The sequence below is a fragment of the Butyricimonas hominis genome, from assembly GCF_014287455.1.
Classification (GTDB): Bacteria; Bacteroidota; Bacteroidia; order Bacteroidales; family Marinifilaceae; genus Butyricimonas; species Butyricimonas muris.
The window spans coordinates 322793-341299 of sequence record NZ_JACOOH010000002.1; the positions used below are offsets into that span (position 1 = coordinate 322793).

Annotated in this window: 16 protein-coding genes and 1 pseudogene; 14 read left to right on the forward strand and 3 right to left on the reverse strand. The window is 44.3% G+C overall.

The features are described from left to right. The first annotated feature begins 13 nt into the window (after positions 1-13). From H8S64_RS04875 to H8S64_RS04905, 7 genes are read left to right on the forward strand one after another with little or no spacing between them, the layout of a single operon-like run. Positions 14-2296 (forward strand): double zinc ribbon domain-containing protein, encoded by a 2283-nt coding sequence (locus tag H8S64_RS04875; RefSeq protein WP_186975204.1) that lies wholly within the window; start codon positions 14-16, stop codon positions 2294-2296. Positions 2297-2329: 33 nt separating this feature from the next. Beyond that, the gene (locus H8S64_RS04880) at positions 2330-2623 is read left to right on the forward strand and encodes a hypothetical protein (RefSeq protein ID WP_186975205.1); all 294 of its coding nucleotides are present in this window, start codon (positions 2330-2332) and stop codon (positions 2621-2623) included. 53 nt (positions 2624-2676) lie between these two features. Further along, positions 2677-3873, forward strand: a complete 1197-nt coding sequence (locus H8S64_RS04885) for an SEL1-like repeat protein (RefSeq protein WP_186975206.1) — start codon at positions 2677-2679, stop codon at positions 3871-3873. Between the two features lie 50 nt (positions 3874-3923). Beyond that, positions 3924-4835, forward strand: a complete 912-nt coding sequence (locus tag H8S64_RS04890; protein WP_186975207.1) for an LpoB-related protein — start codon at positions 3924-3926, stop codon at positions 4833-4835. 9 nt (positions 4836-4844) lie between these two features. After that, entirely contained in the window at positions 4845-6092 is a 1248-nt protein-coding gene (locus H8S64_RS04895) for a DUF6175 family protein (RefSeq protein WP_186975208.1), read from the forward strand. A 29-nt stretch (positions 6093-6121) separates the two neighbouring features. Then, positions 6122-7462 (forward strand): LPP20 family lipoprotein, encoded by a 1341-nt coding sequence (locus H8S64_RS04900; RefSeq protein ID WP_186975209.1) that lies wholly within the window; start codon positions 6122-6124, stop codon positions 7460-7462. A gap of 11 nt (positions 7463-7473) precedes the next feature. After that, positions 7474-8031 carry a hypothetical protein gene (locus H8S64_RS04905; RefSeq protein ID WP_186975210.1) on the forward strand — a complete coding sequence of 186 codons (558 nt, stop codon included), beginning with the start codon at positions 7474-7476 and terminating at the stop codon, positions 8029-8031. Between the two features lie 38 nt (positions 8032-8069). Here the strand turns inward: H8S64_RS04905 and H8S64_RS04910 are convergent, their stop codons facing one another. From H8S64_RS04910 to H8S64_RS04920, 3 genes and pseudogenes are all read right to left on the reverse strand, one after another. After that, positions 8070-8756, reverse strand: a complete 687-nt coding sequence (locus H8S64_RS04910; protein WP_186975211.1) for a response regulator transcription factor — start codon at positions 8754-8756, stop codon at positions 8070-8072. Continuing rightward, positions 8741-9940, reverse strand: a complete 1200-nt coding sequence (locus H8S64_RS04915; protein WP_186975212.1) for a sensor histidine kinase — start codon at positions 9938-9940, stop codon at positions 8741-8743. Before H8S64_RS04915 ends, H8S64_RS04910 begins: the two co-directional genes overlap by 16 nt. Before the next feature lie 121 nt (positions 9941-10061). Further along, a pseudogene (locus tag H8S64_RS04920) lies at positions 10062-10306 on the reverse strand (BRO-N domain-containing protein); the annotation flags it as partial. A 213-nt stretch (positions 10307-10519) separates the two neighbouring features. On the opposite strand from H8S64_RS04920, the gene H8S64_RS04925 reads away from it, so the two are divergent. The 7 genes from H8S64_RS04925 to H8S64_RS04955 all read left to right on the forward strand — a co-directional run bounded on the left by H8S64_RS04925 (position 10520) and on the right by H8S64_RS04955 (position 18493). Further along, entirely contained in the window at positions 10520-11185 is a 666-nt protein-coding gene (locus tag H8S64_RS04925; protein WP_186975213.1) for an ABC transporter ATP-binding protein, read from the forward strand. A 74-nt stretch (positions 11186-11259) separates the two neighbouring features. Next, positions 11260-12483, forward strand: a complete 1224-nt coding sequence (locus H8S64_RS04930; RefSeq protein ID WP_186975214.1) for an ABC transporter permease — start codon at positions 11260-11262, stop codon at positions 12481-12483. Continuing rightward, complete coding sequence (locus tag H8S64_RS04935) at positions 12477-13643, forward strand: ABC transporter permease (protein WP_186975215.1); 1167 nt, start codon at positions 12477-12479, stop codon at positions 13641-13643. Before H8S64_RS04930 ends, H8S64_RS04935 begins: the two co-directional genes overlap by 7 nt. Before the next feature lie 19 nt (positions 13644-13662). Then, the gene (locus H8S64_RS04940) at positions 13663-14889 is read left to right on the forward strand and encodes an ABC transporter permease (RefSeq protein ID WP_186975216.1); all 1227 of its coding nucleotides are present in this window, start codon (positions 13663-13665) and stop codon (positions 14887-14889) included. Continuing rightward, entirely contained in the window at positions 14886-16064 is a 1179-nt protein-coding gene (locus H8S64_RS04945; RefSeq protein WP_222621141.1) for an ABC transporter permease, read from the forward strand. The genes H8S64_RS04940 and H8S64_RS04945 overlap by 4 nt, the downstream gene beginning before the upstream one ends. Positions 16065-16079: 15 nt before the next feature. Beyond that, complete coding sequence (locus H8S64_RS04950) at positions 16080-17303, forward strand: ABC transporter permease (protein ID WP_186975218.1); 1224 nt, start codon at positions 16080-16082, stop codon at positions 17301-17303. Then, on the forward strand, positions 17300-18493 hold the full coding sequence (locus H8S64_RS04955) for an ABC transporter permease (RefSeq protein ID WP_186975219.1): 1194 nt from the start codon (positions 17300-17302) through the stop codon (positions 18491-18493). The genes H8S64_RS04950 and H8S64_RS04955 overlap by 4 nt, the downstream gene beginning before the upstream one ends. The last annotated feature ends 14 nt before the right edge of the window (positions 18494-18507 follow it).

Sequence of the window (18507 nt, forward strand, 5' to 3'; positions counted from 1 at the left end):
AAAACGAAATATTATGAATTGTCCTAAATGTAATACAGTCCTTCGTGCGGGTGCAAAGTTTTGCACTTCTTGCGGACAGAAAATAGAGGCCTCGATGGAATGTCCTCAATGTAGTGCTCCCTTGAAACCGGGGACCAAGTTTTGTACCAAATGCGGCCATCGAATGGTTCCGGCGGAAAAAGCACCGGCTTCACCGCAACCGGAAGCGTCCGACTTGAATACGGTGAAGGGGCGTATTTATTGGAATATACAACCGGGGCAAGTTGCCCGGGTGATCAGTGAGGCGGAATTTGACTCTTATAATAAGATTCAAGGCATTATCATACCGGAAGGAACAACAGCATATATCCGGGCTAACGGGCGCACTATCGCTTCTATCAGCGGCGGTACTTATGATTTTACGGGTTCATCGGAACAAGCGATTAATAATGCGGGAAGAAATTTGCGGAAAGGATGGGAATTTATTGTCAATTTATTTAAAAGCCGCAAGCGGGAGGAGGGAGATAAGACCGGGGAGGAACTTTACCGGCAGCAGCAGAATGTGATTCAAGAAAATGCGAAGCGGGGAGCGGCTTTTTCAATTATCATTTTGTTGGACAAAGCATTTCCGCTTCTCATTGGTTCCAAACAGCAGCAGATTGACGGGTACAAGGATTTTACCCCGATGAATATTCAGACCCGGTATCTCGATATGGAATTGGGCGTGAATGCCTATTTCAAGATTTCAGACCCGGAACGGTTTATCATTCACTATTTGACGGAGCGGCAGGTGCTGAACACGGCGTTTATCGTGGACGAGATAACCGATACCGTCCGTACGGTACTCCAAGATGCGTTGTATGACGTGGAACTCTCTTCCAATCGTATCCCGAAGGAACTTCACTCGATGTTAAAAGACAAGATTAACGCGGTTGCCGCCGAGGCGTTCTTCGGTGTGTCGGTCGTGCGTATCGTGGAGATTTCGGCGGCGAACGAGGATTTGGATCGTTTCAGGGCGTTGAGTCGTGAATTGTATCTTTCAGAGAAAGAGTTGGATTACCTGCGTCGTTCCAATGAATTCAAGAATAGATTGTCCGATACCGTGAACGCGCAACGGTTGCATGAAGCCTCGTCCGATTTGGATTTGGACAAGCAATTGGAAGTGATCAATCATGACCGGTTGTTGCACGAGGATGAAGTGGAAAAATTCAAATATTTCCTGAAAAACGAGCGTATCGTGCGTGAGGCGCAGAATGATGACGAGCGTAATGCGGCTTTAGCGGAATTGGCCAAGACGGGCTTGATCCGTGAAGATGAAGTGTATGCGCTTCAGGATCAGTTGCAAACGAACAGCTACCAGCGGGGGATGGCATTCCAGATGATGCAACTTCGTGACGGTATCGAGTTCGAGCGTGTTCGTCTGGAAGGTGAAGCTGACAAGGCGGCAGTGATTATCAAGAAGGAACTCGAGTTGACCGGTTTACGTGACGATTATGACGACAGCCGTTTCTATAAAGAAGTTGAAAAACAGCGTACGCTTGCCGAAACTAATTTGGATTTGGAACAGCGTAGCCGTGATATGGACTATCAGGATGTCAAGCGTATGCACGATATGGAACGGGAGGATGACGATACCCAATTCCAACAGTTCATGGCGATGCAAAAGGGGGAGGAAGAAGGAAAAGAAAATCAGCGCCGGCATGAGGCGGAACTGGAACAAACGCGTTTGAAGAGTGCCGAAGAGTTGGAACGTCTGAAGTGGGAGAACTCCAAGGAACTTTCCGACGAGAAGGTGTGGGCGTTAAGCGGTGGCGATGCTGCCGTGGCGTATGCCGAGAACAGGTATAGCGCGGATGCCGAACGGGAAGCGAGCGAGCGTCTGGAAGCCCAACGGCGTGAGTTGGATGCGCGTCTGGAAGCGGAACGTGCGTCCCGTGATGCCGAGCACCGCGATAATCAGAGTCAGATGTTCGGGATGATGCGTGACGTGATGGCCATGACCGGTGGGATTCAAGCCCAGAAAGCGGAGGAGCGGGATAGCCGGACACGGGAAAAGATGGAGGAAAAAGACCGTCAGTTGCGTGAACGCGATGAGCGTATTCTGCGGCAGGAGGGACGGATGGATACGGCTTACGACCGCGCGTTGGATTATAGCACCCGCGGTAACGCACCCGCTCACCCGCGGCAGAACGCGGAGTCGGAACAGGTAGCACGGCAAGCGGGAGCGAAAACGGTTGCTTTTGTCGTGTGCCCGGAATGCGGGAAGCAGTTGGAAGCCGGAATCAAGTTTTGCGAGGATTGCGGAGCCGAGGTATAGCAAAAGAATTTCTCATTTCAAAGAGTTAAGGATATGACAATAATTCATGGAATCATAGAGTGTCGTTTGCAGCATGTCGGGTCGAAGTCGGAAGGCGTGAGAGCGGTTCTGAAAGGAGATGACGGCAGGACGTATAAACTCTATCGGGTTGGCATTTTACCTGCCGGGGATCCTTTTTTTATCCCTTATGACGGGATGCGGGTCGGGATTTCCGGAAACGCGGAGGAAGCGACAGGGAGTTTTTGTGTAACATCTATTCTATTGGATGACGGAACGGAAGTTTTTTCGCAACCGGTAGAACCTCCCGTTGCCGACGAGTCTGTTTAGTCCTATGTGCTGTACGAGTTTAAAGAAAAAAAATGAATTAAAAATACGAGATTATGAGCAAAAAGAGATATTGTCCGGAATGTGGTCAGGTAATGGAAACGGATGAACGTTTTTGTCAGGATTGCGGGGCAGAGGTACCGTGTGATCCGGATAAAGACCATGTTGCGGCAGAGGCGGTTTTGAACGAGGTCAAGCCTTCGGACACGGAGGGATCTATCATCGGCGCGGGGGCGCGGGCAAACGTTACCGGGGGCATCAATAAAACTTCAACCACACATACTAATGTCAATACCTCTCATGTGGATAATTCTGCTACCGTCCATAATAACACGACGATAGTGATGGGAAAGGGGGAGATTGAATATTGTGAGGTATGCGGGAATCCTTTCGGGGAGAAACACGCTCGTTGTCCGAAATGCGGCAAACAGATATGTTTTGACTGCAAGGTGAAGAACAAGAATCGTTGCGTGGAGTGCGAGAAAAAGTCCGTGAATGAATACAGTGTCGCTTTTCAGCAATTGCTCTTGACGACGAACGGGAATATTGGTATTGCCGGACGGCAGATGATGAATCAGAAGGCGAGAGAGTTGGACGTGGAGGACTCGAAAGAGGCTATCGAGGAGGAGATGAATGAATTGTACAAACCGGTGGATAAGGCTGTACAACCCTTGGTTGGGGGTGCTGCAACATTCACGGGACAATCCGTTCAGCAAGCGGAAATAGCCGGAAAAGGCGTGGGAGCTTTAACCGGGGACAAACCTCTTCTGCCTCGTTCGACAAGCAAAGGGAAAAACAAGTGGCTTCCTGCGGTTGTTATCGTGTTTGTCGTGATTGGCGTTTTTTTCGTTTTTGGCAAGAAAGATAATTCTTCCAAAGAAACGGCTTCTGTTCCCCCGACGGAACAAAAACAGACGGTTTCTAAACAAGCGGCTCCGGCAGTGGAACAGAAAGCCGCACCACAGGTCACAACTCCGGCGAAAACGGAAAAACCGGCGGTAAAGGCGGAACAACCCGTGGTGGCGAAGAAAGATGCTGATTATGATGCCGGAATGGCGGCTTATGATAAGAAGGAGGGGATTGAAGCCATTCGCCTTTTCAAGAAGTCCGGCAGCGCGACGTCTTATTATATGCTGGGTAGGATTTATGAAAGCGGCTGCGGTAAAGTGGCTGCCAATGCGATGATGGCACGGCAGAATTTTAAGAAAGCTGCCGATATGGGAAATGAAGACGCGAAAGCGAAATTGAAATGAAAATAAAAAAAACATATTAATAGAATTTACTAATGACTAAAATTGGCGCTATGTTAAAAATTGTTTTGAGTGTTGCCTTGTTCTGTGTTGTAGCAATTGCAGTTCAAGCTCAGGAAGTTAAGAAACCGCGTTTGTACGTGGAGTATTTCACGGAAGCGAATGGAGTATCGAAAGCGGACGGCGATAAAGTTCGTCAGGCGGTGATTGATGCCCTCAGCAAGACAAAGCGTTTCGAGTTGGTAGACCGGGATGTTGAAAGCTCTCTTAAAAAGGAAGAGGAACGCCGTTCCGACGAGAAAGCGATGGGAGATGAAAAAGCCCGTACACAAACCATGTCTGCCGCCGCCCATGATTATATCTTGAGCGGGAATGTATTGGGTTGTTCCGTGAAATCCGAACAAAAAGACGGCAAGACGATGTACACTTGTGTATTGAATTATTCTGTCACGTTGACGGAAGTTACCACGTCAACGACTGTTGCAACCAAAGCGTTCGATCATTCACCTTCGGGGATAGGCGGTACCGTGGGTAAACTTTTGGATATGTCGGATTCGAAAGAAAAGGCAATTGCCAGTGCCGTTAATATGATTTCCAGTGATATTCAGGATTTCCTGATCAAGGAATTTCCGTTGGAAGGTACAGTTATCCCTTTGGACTATGAGGTGAAGAAGGATAAATTGGTAAAGTGTTACATTGATTTGGGGGCTGAACACGGGGTTAAGAAGGGAGATTATTTTTCCGTTTTGTCGCCCAGCGTAAGAGCCGGTCGCACGACTTACAGCGAAGTGGGGCGGTTAAGAGTGGAAGAAGTGGTAGACGGAACCATGTCGCAGTGTAAGGTGGTGCAAGGGGACAAGCGAGTGTTTGCCGCGATGGAAAGTTTTCAAGCACTGGATGAAGCGGCACAGAAGAAACAAGCTCTAAAGATTAAATCTACGGTGGCGCCTTTATTATCATTTTAATAGTCAGCTATGAAAAAAATAATTAGCCTATTTTGTGTACTATTATTCGGGGGTGTAATTTCAGTAAAGGCTCAGGATTATCTTCAGATTGTTTCTTTGGAATCGGATAACGGGACACAAGCTGTTTTTTCTTCCGCGGGGGCGGCTGAGAATAAAAAAGGGATTGAAACAGACGCTATAAAATCACTTATCTATACCTTGTTTTTTCAAGGTGTAGAAGGTGTTAATGACGGGAAACCTTTGGTTAGCAAGCCTAACGAGGCCTATACCAATTCGTTCTTTAATAATCAGGCGCGCTACGCTTCTTATGTGGCGCGTACCGAAGAGGCTGTCAAGGCCGCGAAGATTGGCGGACGTTACCAAGGGACGACGCGTGTCACGTTGCGCCTTCGCCAATTGATAAACGACGTGAGGAAGAACACGGGTTATGACCAGATGGTGGCGGAAACTCCTAAACCCCGCCTGCCTAAACCCACAATCATTGTTGTTCCTTACAAGAAGGAAGGCGAAAGTTTTCAAAGCATACTGGAGAATGACTATGATCTTCGTGTTGCCGTGGCTGCCGTGCAGAAAGGGTTTGAAGATTGTGATATTAAAACGAGGGATTTGCAGGGGACTATCGACGCGATGAAACGGCGTATGCAATACGAGGACAATGCCGGTGCGGCGGATTCCAATGATAAGCAGCTTTTGCTGTCGTCGGGTGCGGATGTGTATGTCACCGTGGATATGAAAAAGGATGTCACGGAACAGGATGCCCGCGTATCATTGATAATGAAGGCTTACGAAACGGCAAGCGGAACTATCTGGGCATCGGAAGATGGGTGGACGAATCGTTTCCGTACCAGAGCCACGGATGTTTTGTGTTCTCATGCCGTTAAGGACAATCTTCCGAAGTTCTTGGAACAGATTGTTAAGAATTATTCTCAGCCGGCACGTGTCGTTTTGCAAATATCCATTAGCGGAAGTTCTATAAGTTCCTTGAACGATGCTTCCTGCTCTAATGGAGAGCGGATTTTGGATTTTATCCAGAATTGGTTGGATCGTAACGCTTTTGAAGGGGATTATCATATGCAGGGTATTATGGGAGAGTCGGCTATATTTGATTATGTCATGATTCCTATGCAAGACGAGAACGGTTACAAAATGACCGCGGACAAATTCGCCGGTCAACTGGGACGGCAACTCAAAGAACAGGGTGTTTCCGCCTCTTATCGTATCGAGGGCGGCACGATTTTGCTGATGCTGGATTTGTAGAGAGTAATAACAGTTAAAAGAAAAGGATTATGCGAAAGATTATTTTAAGCTTGTTGCTTTCCGTGTACGGTGTTTTTCAAGCCGGAGCGCAGGAACCCGAATGGGTAAACAAGCGTCCGACTTCGCCGGATATGTATATCGGCATAGGCATGGCATCGCTGACAGAAACCGACTACATGAAAAAGGCCACTCAAAATGCTCTGTTGGACATTGTTTCACAGATAGCGATAAAACTTGAAAATAATTCTTTTTTACATCGGGTGGATGTAGACGGGAAGTCGCGCGAGATGTTCGAGGACAAGATTCACGGTTCGCTGGTGGCTTGGATAGAAGGGCAGGAGTTGAAGGATACCTACCAATCCGGACAAAAATACTACGTGTATTATGTTCTGGATAAAAACGTGTATGCCCGGAAGGCGGAGGAACGCAGGCAGCAGGCGATAAAAACGGGTATGGATTACCTGCAAAAGGGACGTGCCGCGGAAGAAGCCATGAATCTCACGCAAGCCGTCCAGCTTTACGGTAAAGGACTTGAAGCCGCGGAACCGTGGGTGTTTATGGATTTGACGACGGACGAGGGGGGAAGGTCTGTAAATGTTCCCGTTGAACTTTACAATGCCTACATGAATGTATTCAGCGGTATGGCTATTACCACGAATGTCGTTCAAGTGGAAGGGGAGGCTTTCAAGGCGGTTGCTGAGCCTATTGCCGGGTGTCTTTCAAAGAATGGCGTTGTTGTTCCCAATGTGAAGTTGAAAGCGTCGTTCGTGTCCGGTAGCGGTGCCGTGTCGCCTGCCATACAGACGGATCACACGGGGACGGCTGAATTTTACGTGACGAATATCACGTCTAAAGAAGATGTGCAGGAGTTACGCGTTTCTATTGACGAGTCGTTCACGGACGCTCTTCCTGAAGCGTATCGCCGGCTGTTACAAAATCAAACGTGGCCGGCTGCCAAGGTTTCTATTCTGTTGAAAAGTGCCCCGATCACGGCTTACTTGTATGTCAACGATAATGACTTGGAAGGATGTGAACGCCATATCAGCAGTTTATTGACCAACAATTATTTCACGCTGTCGGAAGACCCGGATGCTCCACAATGTTTTGTCGATTTGTCAACAAAAATGGAGATGGGGGAAACGGTTACCGGTGGTATTTATGATTTGAACGCGTGTTATTGTACACTCGTTCTCAAGATTTATAATAACAAGAATCAGCAGATGTTACTAAACTATTCGGTGAATCGCGTGAAAGTTCTGGTACCTATCAGTAAGTCTGCGGAAGAAACTATTTCAATGTGTGTGCGGGAAGTTATGAAACGTGTCAACCGTGAATTACCGGACCGGATTAAAAAATTAAAAATCAATTAAAATGTAAGATTATGAAACATTATGCCTTGTGGGTAATATTTTTAGTTCTGTTTTTCTCGTTAGTCGGTTGCGGCTCATCGAAGAAAGTACAGGAAACATCTCCCGTATCCACTTTTATCATGCCCGGTTCCGAATATGTCAGCGGCAACGGTGTGCTTCGCGGATGGGGTTCCGGGAAGTCCGACAGCGAGGCTTCTGCCCGGAAGAAAGCACAGATGATGGCTTCCGCTGAATTGGCTGCCATGTTGTCTAAAACCGTGGAGGCTACCGTTGAAGAATACACCACGGTGCTGTCCGAGGGGATGTCGTCCGCGTCCAAATCTTTGCTTCAGGACAAGACGAAAGTAACGGTGAAAAAGACTTTGGTGGGGGCTACTATTGTATTCGACCGTTGGACACAGGATGAGCAAACCGGACAATACACGAATTATATTGTTCTGGAACTGAAAGGAGCTGAGTATTTGGATGCTCTTTACAAGGAATTAGGCAAAAATAACGAGGATTCTATTGATAAAGAATTGTTGCAACGCCTTTTCTTGAAGTCTATTGACGAAAACGCGAAAAAGTAAAATATTTCCCCTGCCCGGAGAAAAGAAGGGCAGGGGGACTATAATTCGTTCACGAGTTTATAGCCCGTGGCAAATTCATTTTGTATCGCGATGGTTTTATCTGCCTTTAGTTTTTTATTCAGCAGGCAGACATACCGGGTGAGCGATTTCTCTTTGTCGGTGGAATAAATGTTCCAGAGGGTTTCGCACATTTCTACCGTGGAGATTACTTCGTTGATACGCAAACAGAATAACCATAGTATTTTGGCTTCCATGCCTTTCAACTCTTCCTTTTTGCCGGAGATGACGAGCAGGCGATTGTTTTTGTTGAAAGTGGTGGTGGGGGACAGGTGGAAAAGTCCCTGTTCTTGTTCTTTGTTCAGACGGCGGGTTCTGGCAATGGCCTTGTCCATACGCGCCCGCACCTCGTCAACGCTGCAACCTTTGACAAGATAATCGTCAGCCCCCTCGTACAGGGCGTGATTGTGATTGGCGGAACTGAGGATAACGATGGGTACTTGATCGCCGGTTTCACGGACAAGGCGGATGAGTTCGTGCCCGTCTTTCCCCGGTAAATCCATGTCAAGCAGTAGCAGATCCCATTTTCCCGTTTCGTATAAGCGCCACGCCTCGTTACCTTCCGGGGCGACTTTCACGGAGAATCCCGCTTCTTCCAGTATTTCCGTGTATACCGCCGCCGCCGTGGCGTTGTCCTCGGCATATAGTATTTTTATTTTTTCCTCCATTTGCTAATGTATATAGTGAATGTAGAACCTTTTCCCGGGGTACTGTTTACCGTGATTTTGCCTTTGTGGGCTTTCACCACGTTGTAGACGTAATTGAGTCCCAAGCCGTATCCTTTCTTCCCGTGGGCAGGCTCTCCTTTATTGACTTGATAATATTTATTGAATATGTGTTTCTGTTGTTTTTTAGGTATTCCGACGCCGTTATCCCTGACTTCGATAACGAGGGTTCCTCTTTTCTGATAGCAAATGACGGTGACGTGAGGTGCTTTACCACTGTATTTTACAGCATTATCGAGTAGGTTCTGGATTGCTCCCAGCAGGTAGAAATGGGAAACATACGCGGTTTCCGATTCCACGAGGTAGCGCAATTGCAGTTGAAGGTCTTTTTGCCCGTGGTTCGCGAGGCGTTGTTTTTCGAGCAGGGCGAGTAATTCATCTTTTAAGTTGAATTCACTTCTGTTGATTTGAAGATGAGCGAGCCCGCTTAATGTTTTCAATAATTGTTGAGAGCCTATTTTTAAACGGTTGGCTTCTTCCTGTATAAGGTGGATTTTCTTTAAACCTTGTTCGTCTTCCGGGGCGATGGATTTTCTTTCGACAAGTTCGGCAAGCGTGGAAATACTGCTTAGCGGGGTTTTCCAGTCGTGTACTACTTGTTTTATCATTTGTTCCTGCAATCGGGACAGGTGTTGCTGGGCGTGTGACAAGTATAGTAACCCGAACACGAGCAACAAGGTCAGAGCCACGATGGCAAGCATATCCTGCCATGATTTTTCCAGCAGGTACGCGAACGGGAAGTTGTAGTGAACAAGCAGAACTTCGCCGGGTGTGTCCGCTATCGGGTAGGCTTTAGCGTGAATCATTTTCGCTGTGTTTTCCCTGTTGCGGGAATAGTGAAAAAGTTCCAAACCACTGCTGTCTATTTGTTGAATAACAAAATGAACGGGGTAATGCGTGCTTCCGTGTAGAAGGCTGTCCAGTTGTACAAAGGTGGGGACAGGGTCGGGATGGATGTCCGATAGTGACAATGCCTTGATGTTATTGTCAATGATGGAGTCCACGTGTATTTTCCACTGTGTTTTCTCGTTCTCGTATAGTTTGATTCCGGAAAATAGCTGGTTGATCCACAACAATATGAATATTGCGAATGTGATATATCCTATTATCCTTAAATCATGCTTCATATACACCTTTATTGTGTCGTTCCAACAAGTTTACAATAAATGGCCGGTGAAAGTATGCTGTTTAGACGACGGGGTAAAAGTAATTATTTCAAGTTGATTTTGCAAGGACATGAAATTATCACTTGGCGACTTGTGCCATCCATAACTTGAATGGTTCTGCTTTAGGCGAAGGAATGGATTGTATTAACCGGAATAATTGTTCGGTATCAGCGACATCCGTCATGTAATTTTTCCCGTCAGACGAGTGTATTTTTTGGGGGTTGGACTATCCGTTAAGACAGCCACTACATCCACAATAGAGAAATACCATTCCTCTTTGTCACTATCCCATACGGTACGAACTTTCTTTTCCTCGAAAACTTTTATCGCATTTTGTCATGATATCTTGTTTTGCACTACGTAAAGATAGCTATTTGGAATGATTTATCCTAATAATAGATTAGCAAATTCGGTTACCAAGGTAACTTTTCTTCAATTAGTACTACTGAAAATTACAATACTTTTACAATACTTTTAGACGTTTCTTTAGGATGAGGTTATCTAAGTTTGTAGCGTAATAATAACTAAAACTGAACGCGTATGATAACCTTGGAAAATATTAATAAAACGTTTTACACGAAAGAAGTAGAAACCCGGGCATTGGAAGATATTAATCTGACGGTGGAAAAGGGTGAATTTGTTGCTATCATGGGACCTTCCGGTTGCGGGAAGAGTACGATGTTGAATATCATGGGACTGTTGGATAAGCCGACGAGCGGCTGGGTGATTATTGATAATGTGCGGGCGGATTCACTGTACGACAAGGATATGGCACGGATACGAAACCAGAAGTTGGGTTTTATATTCCAAAGTTTCCATTTGATTCCCTCGTTGAATGTCTTGGATAATGTTTTATTACCCATGCTGTACCGCCGGGGAACTTCCCATTCGGAGGATAAAAAAAGGGCTTTGGAGATATTGGATAAGGTGGAGTTGTCACATCGGTTGAAACATTTCCCCTCGCAATTGTCCGGTGGTCAGTGCCAGCGCGTGGCAATTGCAAGAGCCTTGATCGGACAACCGAAAGTAATTTTTGCCGATGAGCCGACGGGTAACCTTGACAGTAAAATGGGAGCGGAGATCATGGATATTCTGATTCGCTTGAATCAAGAGGGAACAACTATCGTGATGGTGACTCATGACGAGAAATTGGCACGGGAAACGGGACGAATCATACGTTTGTTTGATGGAAAGCTGGTGTTATGAGAAGGGTGAAGGAGGCGTGTTATTCGGCTTATTAGATTTAAAGTAAATCGATAGTGGCTTTAAAATAAAAATATATGGGGAAGTTAAGAATCTATTTTAAACCGATATGGTACAATATCATGCACCACAAAGCATACGCGGGATTTTGTGTGTTCGGGACGATGTTGACGTTTGTGTTTATCACGATATTGTTGCAGGTGACGAACGTGATCGTGGGGAATACGCCGCCGACGGATGATCCGGAACGGGTTTTATATATAAATTCTTACGTGTATGATAAGCAAGGGGAATGTATAGGTTGTTGTCGGCGAGAGGATGTAGCGTCTATCATGAGCAATGTGGTGGGATATGATTGTTATGCTTGTACTCATTTCGAGTTGGGAAATATTTTGGTGAACGGCCAGTATATAGATAATGGGGCTGAATACGTGGAGCCGAATTATTGGAATGTTTTGCAATACCACTTTGTTCAAGGTCGATCATGGGAGGAAGAGGAATCTCACCAACCGTATGCAATAGTGAATAAAAGCTTTGCAGAGAGGTATTTTGCCACGGATGATGTTCTTGGAAAGGAGATTGAATTTCAAGAGACGACTTATAAGATACTGGGGGTAGTTGCTGATGTTTCTATGTTCTCAATTGAGGGAAGGGTTTCCGTGTGGCTTCCGGAACATTTCAACGAGTATATTAGTACTGGTAGTCGATTCGTGGAGACCTATGTATTGTTTCCGGAAGATGTGTCGGTCGAAATAATGAAGAGAAATTTGAAACATGGTTTTGATATATGGACACGGATGCAAAATTGGGATAATGTCAGAGTTAGAGAATTTAGTACTTTAAAAGAGGTTTCAATAAATATGAATGGCGGGGATTTGTTGTTGATGGGATTGGGAGGAATACTTTTTATATTGCTAATTATTCCTTTGTTGAATATTATTTTGTTGAGTATGGCGAACAATAGCGTGCAGGCTTCTGAGATCGGGTTAAGACGAGCCTTGGGGGCAAATCGGTTCACGGCATTTATGGCTATTTTATCCGAGAATCTGGTATTGATTCTTATCGGGACATTGGGTGGAATTATTTTGGTGACTCCTGTTTGCCGATATATTGACGGGTTGTTTTTTATGGATAGTATAGTCGGACGTTCGATGGTACTTCCCGAGATTGATTGGATGATTGTTTTATTGATCGTGTTACCGTTGTCAGTATTGTTTTCTTTGGTATCCGGTGGGATTCCGGCTTATTTGAACGTGAAACGGTCTATCGTGGATATGTTGAAAGGAGGTTCAAAATGTTGAAGCATATATTTGTTTTGTTCCGTAATCAAAAAAAGAGTTACGGAGGGATGTTTGTGGAACAAATGCTTGTGTTCGTGGTGCTTCTCTATTGTTTTATAGCTGTGGGAGAAGCTATACAGAGGTATCGGGCTCCCGGAATGTTATCCACGGATAACGTGATCTATTTCTATGATTATTCACGTGATAAAAACAGTAAACTCAATAAGGATGATGAGATGGAAAAGTTGGAGAGTTTACGTAAACGGTTGGAAAGTTCCCCTTCCGTGATCGCGGTGGCAAAGACAAGTCAATTTATACCTTATTTGCGTGGTGAGGAGGATTATCGTACGGATTCCGTGTACGTCGGCAAGGGTAAAATAGAGGCTTTTATGAAATCTGCTGATGAAAATACTATGATTGTTTTTCAGCCGATGTTAGACGAAGGAAGTTGGTTGAAAGAAGGAGTTTTAGAGGATGGTTCATGGCCGGCGGTGATTAACCGTCAATTTGCAGATGAAGCGGGTTGGACGGATGCTATCGGTAAAAAGTTGAATCATTCCGGTTATGAATTTACGGTAGTTGGTATTCTTGCAGGATTTAAACATATGCCGATGGAACCATCCCGTCCGACATTGATCATACCTTTTTGTCTAAATTCATGGCACTTCGAGTATTCTGCATTGGTGAAAGAAGGAGAACGGGCTAATTTTCGTATTTTTTTGTACAAAGAATTTTATAAGATTTTCGAGAAAGGGAAAGAAGGATTAGGAATCGTGGAGCTGAAGAAAATAAAAGATTTGTATTTGCAGTTTGATTTTGTATTGTTGACGGGCTTACTTATCCCTACCGGATTTTTGTTGGTGTTTGCATTTATCGGGACTTTTGGGTTGTTTTGGTTGTATTCCTCGAAACGAAGGAAAGAGTTTGCGTTGCGGTTGGTGGTGGGATCGACTTCACGGGGGTTGTTCCGGTTCGTGATTTTAGAAGGTATTTTGCTTACGTTACTGGCTCTGATTCCGGTGTGTGTGTTGTTTTGGTGGGTGTATCCGTTTTCAATCGTTAATTTATCGGCATTTGGTGTGGCAGTGGGAGTGATGATTTTGTTTTCGGCATTCAGTGCTTGGTTGCCGGCATTTCAGGTCGCAAAGGTGAATCCGGTAGAGGCGATGCGGGAAGAGTAATAATGTAAAGGAGAAAATTATGGGAAGGCTGAGAATTTATCTTAAACCGATTTGGTATAATATTATGCACCACAAAGCGTATGCGGGATTTTGCGTGTTCGGGACGATGTTGACGTTTGTGTTTATCACGATATTGTTGCAGGTGACGAACGTGATCATGGGGAATTCTGCCACGAATGTTGCAGCAGAACGGATTGTGAGTCTTCCGATAGTTTTAAAGAACGAGAGTGGTCTTCCGGTGAAAGGATTGAATCGCTCTGACATTCGAACTTTGATGAATAATGCCAAAGGCTATGAGTGTTACACGTGTTATCAGTTTCAATCTACGAGTGTTAAGGTGAATGGGCGGAATTATGATTACGGCGTTCTTTTTATAGATAAAGTTTATTGGGATGTATTCCAATTTGAATTTATTCAAGGTCATCCGTTTACAGATGGAGAGATGCAAGTGCCTTGTATGGTAGTGAGCGAGCGTTGGGCAAAAAAGTTTTTTAGAGATGGTAAGGCTATCGGGCGGGAGATTCAATTTCAAGGAGAAACTTATAAGGTCACAGGTGTGGTGGCAGATGTTTCTGCCTTTGCTGAAGGAGGGGCTGTTTCTTTGTGGGTTCCTGAAAAATTCAATAAATATATTCCGACAGGTAATGATTACGTGAGTTCGTATGTTCTTTACCCGGAGAACACGAGTGTAGATGCCATGATGAAAAGTATAACCGGTGCTTTCCAGTTATATGGAAAAGCCTATTATAATATAGAACAAAGTACTTCAATGAAAGAGATTTGTACGGTGGAAGAAGCGATGTTAAGAAAATATGGCGGGGATTTGTTATTGACGGGGGTAGGTGCGATTTTAGTTATATTGTTGCTTATACCGATATTGAATATTATTTTATTGAGTATGGCTAATACCAGTCTTCGAAATTGTGAAATAGGTTTACAGCGGGCGTTGGGGGCAACTCAAAAGGAAGCGTTTTTGTTCGTTTTAATGGAGAATTTGTTGTTGGTGGTGCTTGGAACGTTAGGGGGAATTTTATTAACTTTTCCTATTTGCAGGTGGATTGATAAATGGGTTTCATTGAATAGTGCAATTGGAGAGGTGACGTTATTGCCGGAATTGGATTGGACGCTTCTTTTGGTTAGTGTGTTGCCTTTGATGTTGTTGTTTTCGCTATTGTCCGGTGGTATTCCGGCTTGGTTAGCCATTAAACACTCTATTATGGAAATGTTGAAAGGAGGTGCGAAATGATAAGACATATTTTTACATTAATGTTGAATCAGAAAAGGATGTATGGAGGAATGCTTTTAGAACAAGTATTCGTGTTTATAGTACTATTATTTTGTTTTACTATCGTGGGAAAAAATATGAGTCAGTATTATTCTCCCGGAATGTTGGATACTGATAATACGTTAAAGTTGGCTTTATTTCCATTGTCACCGACTGAACCTTGGTCGCCAGAGGAGGTAGAGCGAAAGATGGATAGAATTGTAGCAGATATACGGAATGCTTCTTGCGTGGAGGCTATTGGGAAAAGTATGTGTTTGACTCCCTATTCCCGACCGGAAGAAATGAATCCTTGGGATTCTATTCGAATAGAGGGGAAACAAATGAAAGTCTTTATAAAACAAGTGGATGGGCATATGCAAAAAGTTTTTTCTCCAAGGATGGAAGAAGGAGAGTGGCTGACTGATGATATGTGCTTGGAGGATGGAAGTTTTCCCGTGGTGGTTACTCGGCAATTGATAGATGAGGTTGGCTGGACAACGGGGATGGGGAGAAAAATATATTTCAGAGGAATGAAGTTTACCGTGGTGGGAATTGTTGCCGGGATTAAACAGGAGGTATTGCTTCCTTCTCCTCCGATGTTGATTATGTCAATGTATGTGCCGTATCAAAATGGGTATGGAGCGGAATACGCGGTGCGAGTTAAGGAAGGAGAAGAAGATGCTTTTCGGGATTTGATACAAAAAGAGGTAGATAAGATGATGGGAAAAGATAATGTGATGTTGTGGATTGGGGATGTTGCAAAGTGGAAAGTTAATGATATGCAAGACACTTTTATTACGTTGCTTGCAATTGGGGTGCCTACTATTTTTTTGTTAGTGTTTGCTTTTATCGGCACATTCGGTTTGTTTTGGCTTTACTCGTCAAAGCGACGGAAAGAGTTTGCTTTGCGGTTGGTTGTGGGATCAACGTGTGGGGGATTGTTCCGGTTTGTGGTTTTGGAAGGTGTTTTATTGACCTTGATAGCTTTGGTTCCGGGATGCATCTTGTTCTGTTGGGTGTATCCGTTTTCGATGGAGAATTTGATGGCGTTGGGAGCGGCTTGCGCGGTGATGATGCTGTTTTCTGTGTTTAGCGCATGGTGGCCTGCTTATCAAGTATCTAAGGTGAATCCGATAGAGGCGATGCGGGAAGAATAATTAAAATATGCGATTATGAATAAATTGAAGAATTATATCCAATCGGCGGTGTACAGTATCATGCATAATAAGGCTTATGCTTTGTTCTGTATCATTGGTACGGCGTTTACGTTCGTGTTTGTTGTTATAGTACTACAACTCGTGTATGATGTGACTGCCAGTAAAGCTCCTTTCGTTAATGCGAAAAGGGTGATTGTGTTTAGTCGTTTCAATAATGTAAAAGGAGAGGATATAGGAGGAATCTATGCAGGAAGTACTTCTTGGTTGATGGAAAAAATAAAAAACAAGGAAGATTATTTCATGTATTATTATAGTTCGGGTGAGGTGTCGGCAAATGATATATATAAGAATTCTTATTTTGCTTTTGTAAATGGGGGATATTGGAAGATAAATCAGTTTGATTTTATTGAAGGACGGGCTTTCACGGAAGAGGAATGTCAAAACAAAGCAGCTTACGCGGTGGTGAGGGAAGATGTGGCGAATAAATTTTTTAGGAAAGGTGAAGCTATCGGGCAGAAAATGGATATTCAAGGTCGGGAATACACTGTAATTGGCGTTGTAAGTACTTATTCTGTTACCGCGATACAAGCGGATGGGATTTGGGTTCCTTATGTTTTTAATAGTTTTTCTCCGCGGGGATTCGGGTATTATGATCTGGGTGTTTTATTCCCTAGGGATATTTCTATCCAAAGTGCTAAAGAACATGTTGCCGCGGCGATCAAAGAATATTGGGATATGATTCATATCGAGGTGAATATGACGCCGGATAAGTTATATACTTTTCAAGAAGAACGAATTTATAATTTTGGTATTGATTTATATTCTTACGGGATACCCGTTGCTATTCTTTTACTGTTGATGATACCGGCAATAAATATTGTCACGTTGAATATGGCTAACGTGGATAATTATACGACAGAGATTGCTTTGAAGCGAGCTTTGGGTGCTGGTATATTCGATTCGTTCGTGCAGGTAATGACGGAGATATCCATACTGGTAATTATTGGAGCGATTTTAGGGGTGTGTCTGACGTTCCCGATAGCGGATGGGATAAGTATATTATTTTTCAATAGTGGAGAAGATGGACAGGTTTCTCTAGTCGAGAATTTGGATTTCTTCGTTGTTCTATGTGGAGTGTTTCCTCTTGCTCTGTTGTTCACGCTTTTGTCCGGCGGTATACCGGCGTATATGATAGCTAAGAGTAATATTAATATTATGTTGAAAGGAGGTTCAAAATGATACGACATATATTAAAAATACTTTGGTATAACCGGAGAAAATATACCGGGGTGTTGATTGAACAGGTGTTGATATTTATTATTTTGATGGTGAGTTTGGTGTCGTTATTTGAAGCGATTAGTAAATACAGGGAACCGGGTTTGTTAAACACGGATAACGTGATACTTTTCGGGTATATGCTACATGGTGGTGGCGGCGGACAAGGTATGAGTCGGGAGGAACAGTCGGAAGTTGCTCGTTGTATGGATGTTATTATTGAAAAAATGCGAAAAGAGCCGTTTGTAGAAGCGATAACCGAGAGTGTGGGGCTTGCTCCTTATTTGCGGTCGCACCGATATTATGTCGAAATGTATGGCGATACCGTGAGAGCGGATGGTAAGGCTGTCGGGGTTATTGTGAGATTTGCGGATAAAGCGGCAGAAAAAGTGTTCAATCTGGAGTTGGAAGAGGGAACGTGGATAATCGAAGGAACTTTAGAAGACGGTTCCTATCCGGCCATTGTCAGTCGTCAATTGATGGATAAATTAGGATGGCATGACGCAATGGGGCGGAAGTTGCAGATGGGAAACACGTTTACGGTTGTGGGTATTATTGCCGGAATAAAGCAAAGTGTGTTTGCGGATAGTCCGGAGTCAATCATTGTTCCTAAAGAGATAGTGTCGCGATATGGATACAATGAATGTTGTGCTAAAATTAAACCGGGATTTGAAGATGAATTCCACGCTTGTTTCAGTAGAGAGTTTAAGCGTATGGGGTTGGCAAATAAGGCTGTACAAACTTGTTCTAGTATGGAAGATTCAAAAATAGGCTCCATGTATGACACGGTTTCCAGCATCGTGATGCAGGTTGTTCCCACGAGTTTCTTATTGCTTTTCGCTTTTATCGGGACTTTCGGGTTGTTTTGGTTAAATTCTAAAAAGCGGAAAGTGGAGTTTGCTTTACGTGTGGTTGTTGGTGCAACCAGAAACCGTTTGGTGAGTCTTGTTGTTTTGGAGAGTTTGATATTGAGCGTGATGGCGGCATTGCCGGGAATCTTGCTGTTCTGTTTCGTGTATGAATGGACGACGGTACACGTGATGGCCGTAGGGATAACCTTTGTTATCATGGTTTTGTTCTCGGTGTTTAGCGCGTGGTGGCCTGCTTATCAAGTATCTAAGGTAAATCCGGTAGAGGCGATGAGAGACGAGTAATTTGTAAAATGGAA

What these genes read in the sequence shown, in the direction of transcription:
- H8S64_RS04875 (WP_186975204.1), top strand. Translation starts at nt 14, where the DNA reads ATGAATTGTCCTAAATGTAATACAGTCCTTCGTGCGGGTGCAAAGTTT.
- H8S64_RS04895 (WP_186975208.1), top strand. Translation starts at nt 4,845, where the DNA reads ATGAAAAAAATAATTAGCCTATTTTGTGTACTATTATTCGGGGGTGTA.
- H8S64_RS04885 (WP_186975206.1), top strand. Translation starts at nt 2,677, where the DNA reads ATGAGCAAAAAGAGATATTGTCCGGAATGTGGTCAGGTAATGGAAACG.
- H8S64_RS04925 (WP_186975213.1), top strand. Translation starts at nt 10,520, where the DNA reads ATGATAACCTTGGAAAATATTAATAAAACGTTTTACACGAAAGAAGTA.
- H8S64_RS04950 (WP_186975218.1), top strand. Translation starts at nt 16,080, where the DNA reads ATGAATAAATTGAAGAATTATATCCAATCGGCGGTGTACAGTATCATG.
- H8S64_RS04940 (WP_186975216.1), top strand. Translation starts at nt 13,663, where the DNA reads ATGGGAAGGCTGAGAATTTATCTTAAACCGATTTGGTATAATATTATG.
- H8S64_RS04955 (WP_186975219.1), top strand. Translation starts at nt 17,300, where the DNA reads ATGATACGACATATATTAAAAATACTTTGGTATAACCGGAGAAAATAT.
- H8S64_RS04915 (WP_186975212.1), bottom strand. Translation starts at nt 9,940, where the DNA reads ATGAAGCATGATTTAAGGATAATAGGATATATCACATTCGCAATATTC.
- H8S64_RS04905 (WP_186975210.1), top strand. Translation starts at nt 7,474, where the DNA reads ATGAAACATTATGCCTTGTGGGTAATATTTTTAGTTCTGTTTTTCTCG.
- H8S64_RS04930 (WP_186975214.1), top strand. Translation starts at nt 11,260, where the DNA reads ATGGGGAAGTTAAGAATCTATTTTAAACCGATATGGTACAATATCATG.
- H8S64_RS04900 (WP_186975209.1), top strand. Translation starts at nt 6,122, where the DNA reads ATGCGAAAGATTATTTTAAGCTTGTTGCTTTCCGTGTACGGTGTTTTT.
- H8S64_RS04890 (WP_186975207.1), top strand. Translation starts at nt 3,924, where the DNA reads ATGTTAAAAATTGTTTTGAGTGTTGCCTTGTTCTGTGTTGTAGCAATT.
- H8S64_RS04880 (WP_186975205.1), top strand. Translation starts at nt 2,330, where the DNA reads ATGACAATAATTCATGGAATCATAGAGTGTCGTTTGCAGCATGTCGGG.
- H8S64_RS04945 (WP_222621141.1), top strand. Translation starts at nt 14,886, where the DNA reads ATGATAAGACATATTTTTACATTAATGTTGAATCAGAAAAGGATGTAT.
- H8S64_RS04910 (WP_186975211.1), bottom strand. Translation starts at nt 8,756, where the DNA reads ATGGAGGAAAAAATAAAAATACTATATGCCGAGGACAACGCCACGGCG.
- H8S64_RS04935 (WP_186975215.1), top strand. Translation starts at nt 12,477, where the DNA reads ATGTTGAAGCATATATTTGTTTTGTTCCGTAATCAAAAAAAGAGTTAC.